This is a genomic window from Streptomyces sp. SID14515, assembly GCF_010548505.1.
Classification (GTDB): Bacteria; Actinomycetota; Actinomycetes; order Streptomycetales; family Streptomycetaceae; genus Streptomyces; species Streptomyces caviscabies.
In genome coordinates this window covers 71,295-84,044 of sequence record NZ_JAAGMH010000130.1, presented here as the reverse complement: position 1 = coordinate 84,044, position 12,750 = coordinate 71,295, and the positions used below count along the sequence as shown (strand labels likewise).

General features: G+C 71.1%; 8 protein-coding genes and 1 pseudogene. 8 read left to right on the top strand and 1 reads right to left on the bottom strand.

All coding sequences use genetic code 11. The annotated features are described in order from the left end of the window. Positions 1–104: 104 nt before the first annotated feature. The 7 genes and pseudogenes from G3I54_RS30985 (at position 105) to G3I54_RS30955 (ending at position 10,977) form a co-directional block, all read left to right on the top strand. Positions 105–1,325, top strand: a complete 1,221-nt coding sequence (locus G3I54_RS30985; protein WP_103510388.1) for a cytochrome P450 — start codon at positions 105–107, stop codon at positions 1,323–1,325. Between the two features lie 22 nt (positions 1,326–1,347). After that, positions 1,348–2,478: pseudogene (locus tag G3I54_RS30980) on the top strand (type III polyketide synthase); the annotation flags it as partial. A 99-nt stretch (positions 2,479–2,577) separates the two neighbouring features. Then, positions 2,578–3,768: a S8 family peptidase gene (locus tag G3I54_RS30975; RefSeq protein WP_164619420.1), complete on the top strand. Its 1,191-nt coding sequence runs from the start codon at positions 2,578–2,580 to the stop codon at positions 3,766–3,768. Between the two features lie 251 nt (positions 3,769–4,019). Further along, complete coding sequence (locus G3I54_RS30970; protein ID WP_164619418.1) at positions 4,020–8,309, top strand: discoidin domain-containing protein; 4,290 nt, start codon at positions 4,020–4,022, stop codon at positions 8,307–8,309. A gap of 136 nt (positions 8,310–8,445) precedes the next feature. Then, a complete protein-coding gene (locus G3I54_RS30965) occupies positions 8,446–9,453 on the top strand; it encodes a LacI family DNA-binding transcriptional regulator (protein WP_164619416.1) in 1,008 nt (335 codons plus the stop codon). A 44-nt stretch (positions 9,454–9,497) separates the two neighbouring features. Next, positions 9,498–9,815: a cupin gene (locus G3I54_RS30960; RefSeq protein WP_164619414.1), complete on the top strand. Its 318-nt coding sequence runs from the start codon at positions 9,498–9,500 to the stop codon at positions 9,813–9,815. A gap of 145 nt (positions 9,816–9,960) precedes the next feature. Beyond that, a complete protein-coding gene (locus G3I54_RS30955) occupies positions 9,961–10,977 on the top strand; it encodes a YihY/virulence factor BrkB family protein (protein ID WP_164619412.1) in 1,017 nt (338 codons plus the stop codon). Here G3I54_RS30955 and G3I54_RS30950 read toward each other — a convergent pair. Next, on the bottom strand, positions 10,955–11,965 hold the full coding sequence (locus G3I54_RS30950) for a zinc-binding dehydrogenase (RefSeq protein ID WP_164619410.1): 1,011 nt from the start codon (positions 11,963–11,965) through the stop codon (positions 10,955–10,957). The two genes, G3I54_RS30955 and G3I54_RS30950, sit on opposite strands and share 23 nt — an antisense overlap. A 106-nt stretch (positions 11,966–12,071) precedes the next feature. On the opposite strand from G3I54_RS30950, the gene G3I54_RS30945 reads away from it, so the two are divergent. Then, positions 12,072–12,662 (top strand): TetR-like C-terminal domain-containing protein, encoded by a 591-nt coding sequence (locus G3I54_RS30945; RefSeq protein ID WP_164619408.1) that lies wholly within the window; start codon positions 12,072–12,074, stop codon positions 12,660–12,662. The last annotated feature ends 88 nt before the right edge of the window (positions 12,663–12,750 follow it).

Below are 12,750 nucleotides of genomic sequence, written 5' to 3'. Positions count from 1 at the left end.
ACTGACATGTTTCGGCAGGTGACGGGGGACAGAGGGTGAGGTCTGGTGCCGGGTCCCGATCCGGCACGCCTTCATTCTCGAAGCGGTCATGGGGAGAAACCTCGGTGGAGAACACCTCGGTGCAGAACAAGGAAACCGTCCGGAGCTGTCCGTTCGACTACGCGCAGCAGTTGGAGTTCGACCCCCAGCTCAGGCAATTGCTGACCGAGGAGCCGGTGTCCCGCATCCGGATGGCGTACGGAGAGGGCGAGGCCTGGCTGGTCACCCGCTACGAGGACGTCCGCACGGTCACCACCGACCGGCGGTTCAGCCGCAGCGCCGTCCTCGGCCGTGACTTCCCCCGGATGACCCCGGAGCCGATCGTCCAGGCGGAGTCCATCAACCTCATGGACCCGCCCGCCAGCAGCCGGCTGCGCAGCCTGGTCGCCAAGAGCTTCACCCCCCGCCGCGTCGAGCAGATGCGCGGCGGGACCCAGCGGGTGGTGGACCGGCTGCTGGACGAGATGGCGGACGAGGGCTCACCGGCCGACTTCGTCGCCCGGGTCTCCTCGCCGCTGCCGCTGATCACCATCTGCGAGGCGCTCGACATCCCCGAGGCCGACCGCCCTTGGCTCCGGGCCCACGCCATGACGATGATGAACGTCGGGGCCGCGGGCAAGCAGGACGCGGTCCGCGCCAAGGCGGAGCTGCGCGGCTACTTCCAGGAGCTGACCGCCGACCGGCGCCGCTCCCCGGGCGACGACCTCATCAGCACCCTGGCCACCGCCCGGGACGGCGCCGAACTGCTCGACGACGACGAACTGGCCGTCATGGCGATGGTCCTGCTCATCACCGGCCAGGACACCACGACCTACCAGCTCGGCAACATCGCCTTCACCCTGCTCACCCGCCCGGAACTCCTGCGGTCCCTCCAGGCCGAACCGCAGCGGCTGCCCCGCACCCTGGAGGAGTTGCTGCGCCACATCCCCTTCCGCAAGGGCGTCGGCATCCCGCGCATCGCCCTGGAGGACGTGGAGCTCGGCGGCGTCCTCATCAAGGCCGGCGACGTGGTGCACGTGTCCTATCTGACGGCCAACCGGGACGCCGCCAAGTTCGACCGCCCCGACGAGCTGGACCCCGACCGCCCGTCCATCCCCCATATGACGTTCGGCTGGGGCGCCCACCACTGCCTGGGCGCGCCGCTGGCCACCATGGAACTGGAAGTGGCCTTCTCCACGCTGCTGACCCGCTTCCCGGCCCTGCGTCTGGACGTGCCGTCCGAGGACATCCAGTGGAACACGACGTCCATCTGGCGTTACCCGCTCGCCCTGCCCGTCACATGGTGACGAGAGCCTCCGCTCCAGAGAACGAGGAGAACCCATGGCGACCCTGTGCCGACCGGCCATCGCTGTGCCCGAGCACGTCATCACGATGCAGCAGACCCTGGACCTGGCCCGGGAGACCCACGCCGGGCACCCGCAGCGCGACCTCGTCCTGCGGCTCATCCAGAACACCGGCGTCCAGACCCGGCACCTCGTGCAGCCCATCGAGGAGACCCTGAAGCACCCCGGATTCGAGCTCCGCAACCGGGTGTACGAGGCCGAGGCCAAGACCCGGGTCCCCGAAGTCGTCCGCGCGGCCCTCGCCAACGCCGAGACCGACCCCTCCGAGATCGACCTGATCGTCTACGTCTCCTGCACGGGCTTCATGATGCCCTCGCTGACCGCGTGGATCATCAACACCATGGGCTTCAGGGCCGAGACCCGCCAACTGCCCATCGCCCAGCTCGGCTGCGCGGCGGGCGGCGCGGCCATCAACCGCGCGCACGACTTCTGCCTGGCCTACCCCGACGCCAACGTCCTCATCGTCTCCTGCGAGTTCTGCTCGCTGTGCTACCAGCCCACCGACATCGGCGTCGGCTCGCTGCTCTCCAACGGACTCTTCGGGGACGCCCTCTCCGCGGCCGTCGTACGGGGGCAGGGCGGCACCGGCATGCGGCTGGAGCGCAACGGCTCCCACCTGGTGCCCGACACCGAGGACTGGATCTCCTACGCGGTCCGCGACACCGGGTTCCACTTCCTGCTGGACAAGCGGGTCCCGGGCACCATGGAGATGCTCGCCCCGGTGCTCCAGGACCTGGTCGACCTGCACGGCTGGTCCGTCCCGAACATGGACTTCTTCATCGTCCACGCGGGCGGGCCGCGCATCCTGGACGACCTCTGCCACTTCCTGAAGCTGCCGCCCGAGATGTTCCGCTACAGCAGGGCCACCCTCACCGAACGCGGCAACATCGCCAGCTCCGTCGTCTTCGACGCGCTGGCGCGGCTCTTCGACGACGGCGGCGCCGCCGAGTCCGCGCAGGGGCTCATCGCCGGTTTCGGGCCCGGCATCACCGCCGAGGTGGCCGTGGGCAGCTGGGCGAGTCAGGACCCTCGGGCCACCGCCGAGCGTGACCTCGAAGAGCTGGAGCTGACCGCGGGCGTTGCGCTGTCCGGCTGAACCCGCTAAGGCGACCGGCGGACGGGGACGAAGGAACGGGTGTTCGCAGTTCGCGGATGCACTCGCACCGCGAACGGATCCCCACCCCGAGGAGAATGCATGCGCCTGCCCGCCCGATGGGCCACGGCCGCCCTGCTGCTGGTCGCTCCGCTGATCGCCGCACCGATTCCGGCCTCGGCCGACACCGGACCGGAAGGGGTCCTGGTGGAGCAGTCCACCCGGGCCGTACCCGGGCAGTACATCGTCACTCTGGAGCCCGAACTCTCGCCGGAGACCTTCCTGCGGGAGTTCGGGCTCAGCCCGTTGTTCACGTACGGAAATGTCTTGCACGGCTTCGCAGCCACGCTCACCGCCACCGAGCTCGAAGCGGTACGGACCGTCCCCGGCGTCCTCGCCGTCGAGGAGAACGCCGAGGTGACCGTCCCCGCGCCCACCGCCGCGAACCTGCTGCGGGCCCCCGCGGCCGGCTGGGGCACCGACCGCATCGATCAGCGCGCCCTGCCGCTGGACGACACTTTCACCACCACGGCCACCGGCAAGGGTGTGAAGGCGTACGTCGTCGACACCGGGATCGACGCCGCGCACAGCGAGTTCGGCGGCCGGGTCGTGAACGGGTACGACGCCGTCGGGGACGGCCGGGGCGGCATGGACTGCAACGGACACGGCACGCATGTCGCGGGCACGGTCGGCGGCGCGACCTCCGGCGTCGCCAAGGACGCCTCGCTGGTCAACGTACGCGTCCTGAACTGCGAGGGCCGGGGCACCTGGGCCGGCATCCTCGCCGGGTTCGACTGGGTGGCCAAGGACGCCGCGCGTACCAAGGCCCCCGCCGTGCTGAACGCCTCGCTCGGCGGCGCCCGCTCCACCGCGGTCGACGCGGCGGTCGAGGCCGTCGCCGACGCGGGCGTGCTGCCCGTCGTGGCCGCCGGCAACGACGACCGGGACGCCTGCGACGTGTCTCCGGCGGCCGCGGACGGCGTGGTCACGGTCGGCGCGAGCGACCGGCAGGACCGCGAGACCTCGTTCAGCAACTGGGGCTCCTGTCTGGAGCTGTACGCCCCCGGCGCCGACATCGTCTCCGCCCGCCTCGGCGGCGGCACCGTCTCGCTGAACGGCACCTCCATGGCCAGCCCGCACGTCGCGGGCGTCGCCGCGCTCCACAAGCAGGAGAACCCCTCGGCCTCGCCCGCCGCCGTCGCCCGGTGGCTGACGGACACGGCCACCGAGGACGTGCTCTCCGGCCTCGGCCAGGGCTCGCCCGACCGGCTGCTGTACACCGGCGGCCTCTGACGGTCCGTCGGACGGACGGACCGGCGGCCCGTTCGCGGGGCCGGGGAGCGGTGACCGCGCGGCGGAATCCGCTCCCCGGCCCGGCCGTTCGGCTGTTGCCGGAACGGTGGACGGTCTCTCATTTCTCTGCAACTCTCTGACGGCACAACGCAAAACAGGCCGCAGCATGCGCAGAAATCCGTGTTCCCTGGCTGCGGTCACAGAGCCGCGCCCTCGACGCGCCCTGCGCCGAGGCCGAAGATCGGGGAGCTATGAGAGCCCAACGCTGGAGATGGCGGGCGATATCCGTCTTGGTCACGACCAGTCTTCTGATGATCGGCTGGCCGTCGCTCACCGCCTCGGCGGCCGACGGCCCCAACCTCGCCGCGGGCCGGGCCGCGGCCGCGAGCAGCGCCCACGCCGAGTACGGCGCGTCCAACATCACCGACGGCAACCGGTCCACGTACTGGGAGAGCGCCGGAGACGGACTGCCCCAGTGGGTCCAGGCGGACCTGGGCGCGGGCACCCGCGTCGACGAGGTGAAGCTGACCCTTCCGGCGGGCTGGGAGACCCGCACCCAGACCCTGTCCCTCCAGGGCAGCGCGGACGGCACCAGCTTCGCGACCCTGAAGAACTCCGCGACGTACACCTTCGCCCCGGGCGCCGGGAACGAGGTCACCATCGCGTTCCCGGCCACCCTGACCCGGTTCGTCCGCGTCGACATCACCGCCAACACCGGCTGGCCGGCGGCCCAGCTCTCCGAACTGGAGGTCCGGGGCGCGGGTGAGTCCTCGGCCGACCTCGCCGCGGGCAAGACCCTCACCGCCAGCAGCAGCAACGGCGCGCAGACCCCGGCCAACGCCAACGACGCCAACCGCGACAGCTACTGGGCGAGCCGCGACGACCGGTTCCCGCAGTGGATCCAGGCGGACCTGGGCGCATCGCTCGGCGTGGACCGGGTGGTCCTGCGGCTGCCCGACGGCTGGGCCGCGCGCAGTCAGACCCTGAAGCTCCAGGCCAGCGCCAACGGCACGGACTTCACCGACCTCACCGCGTCCAGGGGCCACCGCTTCGACGCGGCGGGCGGACAGTCGGCGACGATCACCTTCGACGCCACTACCACCCGCTACGTCCGCGTCCTGTTCACCGCCAACACCGCGGCACAGGCGGCCCAGTTGGCCGAGCTGGAGATCTACGGGCCCACCACCGGCGACACGCAGGCCCCGACCGCACCGACCGGACTCGCGTTCACCGAACCCGACACCGGGCAGATCCGGCTGACCTGGAAGGCGTCGACGGACGACAAGGCCGTCACCGGCTACGACATCTACGCCGACGGCGCCCTCCTCACCAGCGTCGCGGGCGACGTCACCACGTACACCGACACCCGCCCGGCCGGGCAGGACGTCAGCTACTTCGTCCGCGCCAAGGACGCGGCGGGCAACGTCTCGGGCAACAGCAACACCGTCACCCGCAGCGGCGACACCGGCGACACCCAGGCCCCCACCGCACCCTCCGCGCTGGCGTACACCGAACCGTCGAGCGGCTCGGTCAAGCTGACCTGGCAGGCGTCCACCGACAACAAGGGCGTGACCGGCTACGACGTCTACGCCAACAACGTGCTGCGCGGCAGTGTCGCGGGCGATGTGCTGACGTACACCGACAGCCGGTCGGCGTCCACGACGGTCAGTTACGTCGTACGGGCGAGGGACGCGGCGGGCAACGTCTCCGGCGACAGCAACACCGTCACCCGCAACGGGCAGAGCGGCTCGGCGTCCAACCTCGCCGTGAACAAGCCGATCACCGCCTCCTCCGTGGTCCACACCTTCGTCGCGGAGAACGCCAACGACAACAGCACCTCCACCTACTGGGAGGGCGCGGGCGGCAGTTACCCGAACACCCTCACCGTGAAGCTCGGCTCCAACGCCGACACCGAGAACATCGTCGTCAAGCTCAACCCCGACAGCAGCTGGGGTCCGCGCACCCAGCGGATCGAGGTCCTCGGCCGCGAACAGAACTCCTCGTCCTTCAACTCCCTCTCCGCCGCCAAGGATTACGACTTCAGCCCCGCGTCCGGCAACACGGTGACCATCCCGGTCACCGCACGCGTCGCCGACATCCAGCTGAAGTTCACCGCCAACAGCGGCTCCGGGGCCGGCCAGGTGGCGGAGTTCCAGGTGCTGGGCGCTCCGGCGGCCAACCCGGACCTCCAGGTCACCGGCATCACCGCCGACCCCGCCGCACCGGTCGAGACGGACGAGGTCACCCTGACCGCGACCGTCCGCAACGCCGGAGCGCTCGCCGCCCCGGCGAGCGAGGTCGAGTTCCGCCTCGGCTCCAGCAAGGTCGCCACGGCCTCCGTCGGGGCACTGGCGTCGGGCGCCTCCACCGAGGTCAGCGCCTCCATCGGGGCCCGGAACGCGGGCAGTTACGCACTGAGCGCGGTCGCCGACCCGGCGGACGAGGTCATCGAGCAGAACGAGACCAACAACACCTACACCAGCGCCGCACCGCTCGTCGTGAAGCCGGTCTCCAGCTCCGACCTGGTGGCCGCCGCGGTCACCACCTCGCCCTCGGCCGCGTCCGCCGGCGACACGGTCACCTTCTCCGTCGCGCTCAAGAACCAGGGCACGGTGGCCTCGGCGGGCGGCAGCCACGGCATCACGCTGACCCTCGTCGACAGTAAGGGCGCCACGGTGAAGACGCTCACCGGCGCCCACAACGGGGCCATCGCGGCGGGAGCCACCGCCGCACCGGTCTCGCTCGGCACCTGGACCGCGGCCAACGGCTCGTACACCGTACGGACCGTGATCGCGGACGACGCCAACGAACTCCCGGTCAAGCGCGAGAACAACACCTCCGCCCAGGCGCTCTTCGTCGGACGCGGCGCCAACATGCCGTACGACATGTACGAGGCGGAGGACGGTACGACCGGTGGCGGCGCCCAGGTCGTCGGCCCGAACCGGACCGTCGGCGATATCGCGGGCGAGGCCTCGGGACGCAAGGCCGTCACGCTCAACAACACCGGAAACTACGTGGAGTTCACCACCAGGGCCTCGACCAACACCCTGGTGACCCGGTTCTCCATCCCCGACGCCCCGGGCGGCGACGGCATCGACTCCACGCTGAACGTCTATGTGGACGGCGTCTTCCTCAAGGCGATCGACCTCACCTCCAAGTACGCCTGGCTGTACGGGAACGAGACCGCCCCCGGCAACTCCCCGGGCTCCGGGGCGCCCCGTCACATCTACGACGAGGCGAACGTGATGCTGGGCAAGACCGTCCCGGCGGGATCGAAGATCCGGCTCCAGAAGGACAGCGCCAACACCTCCACGTACGCGATCGACTTCATCAACCTGGAGCAGGTCGCACCGGTCGCCAACCCGGACCCCGCCACGTACACCGTGCCGGCCGGGTTCACCCACCAGGACGTCCAGAACGCCCTGGACAAGGTCCGCATGGACACCACCGGCACCCTCGTGGGCGTCTACCTGCCGGCGGGGGAGTACAGCACGGCGAGCAAGTTCCAGGTGTACGGCAAGGCCGTCCAGGTGGTCGGTGCCGGGCCCTGGTACACCCGGTTCAACGCCCCCGCCACACAGGACAACACCGACATCGGCTTCCGGGCCGAGGCCAGTGCCAAGGGGTCGTCGTTCGCGAACTTCGCGTACTTCGGCAACTACACGTCCCGGATCGACGGGCCGGGCAAGGTGTTCGACTTCTCCAATGTGTCGGACATCGTGATCGACAACATCTGGAACGAGCACATGGTGTGCCTCTACTGGGGCGCCAACACCGACGACGTCACCATCAAGAACTCCCGGATCCGCAACATGTTCGCCGACGGCGTCAACATGACCAACGGGTCCACCGACAACCTCGTGACCAACAACGAGGCGCGGGCCACCGGTGACGACAGCTTCGCGCTCTTCTCGGCGATCGACGCCGGCGGCGCGGACATGAAGAACAACGTCTACGAGAACCTGACCTCGATCCTCACCTGGCGCGCGGCGGGAGTCGCCGTCTACGGCGGCTACGACAACACCTTCCGCAACATCCACATCGCCGACACCCTGGTGTACTCCGGGATCACGGTCAGTTCGCTGGACTTCGGCTACCCGATGAACGGCTTCGGGACCGAACCGACGAGGCTGGAGAACATCTCGATCGTGCGCGCGGGCGGTCACTTCTGGGGAACGCAGACCTTCCCCGGCATCTGGCTGTTCTCGGCGTCCAAGGTGTTCCAGGGCATTCGCATCGACAACGTCGACATCGTCGATCCCACCTACAGCGGGATCATGTTCCAGACGAACTACGTCGGCGGACAGCCGCAGTTCCCGATCAAGGACACCGTGCTCACCGACGTCTCCATCTCCGGAGCGCGCAAGAGCGGTGACGCCTTCGACGCCAAGTCCGGCTTCGGACTGTGGGCCAACGAGATGCCGGAGGCGGGGCAGGGTCCCGCCGTCGGCGAGGTGACCTTCAACGGTCTGAAGCTCAGCGACAACGCCCAGGACGTCAGGAACACCACCTCCACCTTCAAGATCATCACCAACCCGTAGGTCGAGGGAGAGGCCGCCGGAGAGGCCGCACGCATCGGCAAGGGGACGCTTCCCGATGGCTGGGAAGCGTCCCTTATGTGCGCAATCCTTGCGTTGATAAGTCAATTGTTTGCAGTGCTTACGCTAGTCTTGCGGCATGACGCGACGACTTGCTCAGGTTGCCAAGAAGGTTGGGGTCAGCGAGGCCACGGTGAGCCGGGTGCTCAACGGCAAGCCCGGGGTGTCCCGGACCACCCGGCAGTCCGTGCTGACGGCCCTGGACGTCCTCGGCTACGAGCGGCCCACCCAACTGCGCGGCGAGCGCGCCCGGCTCGTCGGTCTCGTCCTGCCCGAACTGCAGAACCCGATCTTCCCCGCCTTCGCCGAGGTGATCGGCGGCGCCCTCGCCCAGCAGGGCCTGACCCCCGTGCTGTGCACCCAGACCAAGGGCGGAGTCTCCGAAGCGGACTACGTGGACCTCCTGCTCCAGCAACAGGTCTCCGGAGTGGTCTTCGCCGGCGGCCTGTTCGCCCAGGCCGACGAGGCCCATGAGCACTACCACCGGCTCGCCGAGCGCCGCATCCCCGTCGTCCTGATCAACGCCCCCATAGAAGGACTGGACTTCCCCTGCGTCTCCTGCGACGACGCGGTCGCGATCGAGCGCGCCTGGCGCCACCTCGCCTCCCTCGGACACGAGCGCATCGGCGTGGTCATGGGCCCCTCCGACCATGTGCCCTCGCGCCGCAAGCTCGCCGCGGCCCGATCCGTCGCGTCGGCCACCGGCGGGGAGCTGGCCGAGGCGCATGTCGAGCGCTCGATGTTCTCCCTGGAGGGCGGCCAGGCGGCGGCCTCCCGACTTCTTGAGCGGGGCGTCACCGGCATCATCTGCGCCAGCGACCCCCTGGCGCTCGGGGCCGTGCGGGCGGCCCGCAGGCGCGGCCTCGGAGTGCCGTCGGACGTCTCGGTCGTCGGCTACGACGACTCGGCGTTCATGAACTGCACCGAACCCCCGCTCACCACGATCCGCCAGCCCATCGAGGCCATGGGCCGGGCCGCCGTCGAACTGCTCTGCGCGGGCATCCAGGGCGGCTCGGTCCCGCCCGACGAGCTGCTGTTCGAGCCGGAGCTGGTGGTGCGCGGCTCCACCGCTAAGGCGCCCCGCTGAGCCCGTGGATCGCGGCGCCGCCACGGCTGCGGCACAGTGGGCACATGGACGACCTCAACGCACTCGCCGAGGAACATCTGACCGCGGCCCGCGCCTCCGCGCACGGCCGCAGTGCCCACCTGCTGCTCCAGGAGCCCCCCTTGCGGCAGACGGTGATCGCCCTCACCGAGGGGACGGCACTCGACGAGCACAACGCGCCGCCCGCCGCCTCGCTCCTCGTGCTGCGCGGCAGCGTCCGCCTGACCGCCGCCTCCGGCGACGCCGAACTGCCCGCCGGAACCCTGCACCCGATCCCGCAGGAACGGCACGGGCTGCTGGCGCTCCAGGACGCCGTGGTCCTGCTCACGGCCGTCAACGACTGACCCTCCGGGGCGCCGGAGGGTCCCCGGCCGGGAGGGGTGTGCATCGGCCGCGACGTGGCAGGAGAGGATCGAGCGGGGTAGGCGGGTCCGGGAACGGACCGGCCACACCGCCCACAGCGTCCGCCCACGTCCCCGGAGTACCAGCTTGCCCACCCAGACCGCGTCCGCCGCGGAAAGCGCCACCCCCACCGCCGGACGCGCCGCACCCCGCCGCTGGCGCACCGCCCTGCGCCGCACCCCGGTCTCGCTGTGGAACGACGACGTCACCGACTGGGCCGCCGCCCTGACGTACTACGCCATCCTCTCCCTGCTCCCGGCGCTCCTGGTCACAGTGTCCGTGATCGGCCTGGCCAACCCCGACGCGACCAGTGCCCTGATCGCCGACATCACCGCCTTCGCCCCGGCGGAGTCCGGCGAGGCGCTGCGCCGCCCGCTGGAGGCGGCGACCGAGCAGCGCACCGCCGTCTGGGTGCTCGTGGCGACCGGCAGCGTGAGCGCCGTGTGGTCCGCGTGCAGCTATCTGGCGGTGTTCCGGCGGGCGATGCACGCCATGCACCAGGTGCGGGACACCCGCCCGGCGCTGCGCAAGGCCCACATCATCGTCGTCTCGGCGATCGGTCTGCTCGTCCTGCTGATGACCAGTGCCCTCGCGCTGGTCCTGACCGGCCCGCTGGCCCGCTGGCTCGGCCGTCGCATCGGCCTGCCGCACGGGGGCGAGACCCTGTGGGCGGTCCTGAAATGGCCGGTGCTGCTCTGCCTCGTCGCCTGTCTGATCCTGGTGCTCTTCCGCACCGGCCCGCGCTCCGCGCGCGGCATCCGCAGGGGCCTGCCCGGCGGCGTCCTGGCCGCCTTCCTGTGGCTGGCCTCCTCGGCGGGATTCGCGCTGTACGCGACCCGCATCGGCAGCTACAGCAGGCTGTACGGATCGCTCGCCGGGCTGGTCGTCTTCCTCATCTGGGTCTGGTTCGCCAATCTGTCCCTGCTGGCCGGCGCCCAGTTCAACGTCGAGCTGGAGCGGCGCGAGCCGGAGCGGGAACGGGAATCCGGCACCGCGGCGGACGAGCCCGTCACGGCCGCCGCGGACGAGTCCGCCGGGGCGGCTTCGGACGAGTCGGTCGTGGCGGCTCCGGACGAGCCCGTCACGGCCGCAGAACGATCCTGACCGGGTCGCCCTCCTTGGTCTCCATCCGCCGCACCGCCGACGCCACATCGTCCAGCGGCAGCACATCGGTGATCGACCGGGAGAAGTCCAGCCGACCGCCCTCGGCGAGCCGGACGAGCTGCGGCACATGGTGGCCCTCCGAGCCGTAGTGGCCCAGGATCCGGTGCTGGAGATAACTGAACAGCGTGCCGTCGGGCACGGTCAGCGGCTGGTCGGTCAGCCCCACCAGCACCAGCCGCCCCTTCGGCGCCAGCGCCGTCAGCGCCTGCTCGCGGACCGGAGGCACCCCGGCGAAGTCGAACGCCGCCGCCAGGCCCGCACCGCCCGTCGCCCCGAGCACCTTCTCGCGGAACAGCGGATCGGCGGGATCCAGCGCGAGGTCGGCCCCGAACTCCAGGGCCCGCCGCCGGGCCGCCGGGGCGGGGTCCACCGCGACGACCGGGTGCGCGCCCACCGCCCGCAGCAGCTGCACGGCGTGCGCGCCGAGACCGCCCACCCCCCAGACGCCCACGGCCTCCGCCGCCCGTACGTCACCGGTGGCGGTCACCGCCGCCCACGGCGTCGAGACCGCGTCCGGGATGATCGCGGCCTGTTCGAAGGGCAGCGAGTCGGACAGGGCGACGAGCGTGGACGCGCCGGCGAGGGCGTACTCGGCCCAGCCGCCGTCGTAGTCGACCCCCCGGGTGTACGTCCGGCCCCGGCGCTCCTCGCCGGCCTGGAGGACCACCCGGTCACCGACCGCCCAGCCCTCGACGTCCGGCCCCGGCTCCGCCACGGTCCCGGCCACCTCGTGGCCCAGCGTGACCGTGTCCCCCTCCAGATACATCGGGCTCAGGGTGCCGTCGACGAGATGCACATCCGAGAGACACACCCCCGCCGCCCCGACCTTCACCAGCACCTCGCCGGGGCCGGGCGTCGGCCTGTCCACCTCCTCCACGGTGAGCGTGCGGCTGGGGAGGTGCAGACGCGCGGCGCGCATGCGTTCCATGACGGGTCCTTACGGTTCGGATCGGCGAGCTATCGCAAGTCGCCTTGCTTTGAAACGTAAGCCCGGCCTCTCCTTAAAGCAAGTAGCCCTGCGATATGGTTCGCGGGTGACCACCGAGAAGAGCCCCGCGCCGCTGCGCCGCCGGGGCGAACGCATGCGACAGGCCGTACTGGCGGCGACCGTCGACCTGCTCACGTCGGAAGGGCTCACCGGCACCACGGTCGCGGCGGTCGCCCGGGCGGCGGGGGTGCACGAGACCTCGGTGTACCGACGGTGGAAGACCCGCGAGAACCTGCTGCTCGACGCCCTCGGCTCGCACGCCGACGACGCGCTGCCCGCGCCCGACACGGGGGACGTGCGCCAGGACCTGACCCAGCTGATGTCGGCGGTCTCGGACTATCTCGCCTCGCCGCAGGGCGCGGCCCTGCTCCAGCTCGGCGCCTCGCCCGACGCGGGGTCCGTCGAGGCGGAGCGGCTGCCGTACTGGGACGCCCGGCTGGAGCGCGGCGAGGACATCGTGCGGCGCGGGGTCGAGCGCGGCGAGCTGGCCCCGGACACCGACCCCCGGCTGGTGGCCGAGACCCTGGCCGGGCCGCTGTTCGCGCGGGTCCTGCTGACCGGGGCGCCGCTGGACCGGGGGCTCGCGCGCCGGATCGTGGACCTGACGCTGGACGGCGCGCGCCCCCGCAACGGGTGACGCGCCCATGGGTGACGCGCCAACGGGTGGTACGCCATCGGGGGAAGCGCCCCTGCCCCTGACCGGCGGGACGTCCTCCGGGCGCGGC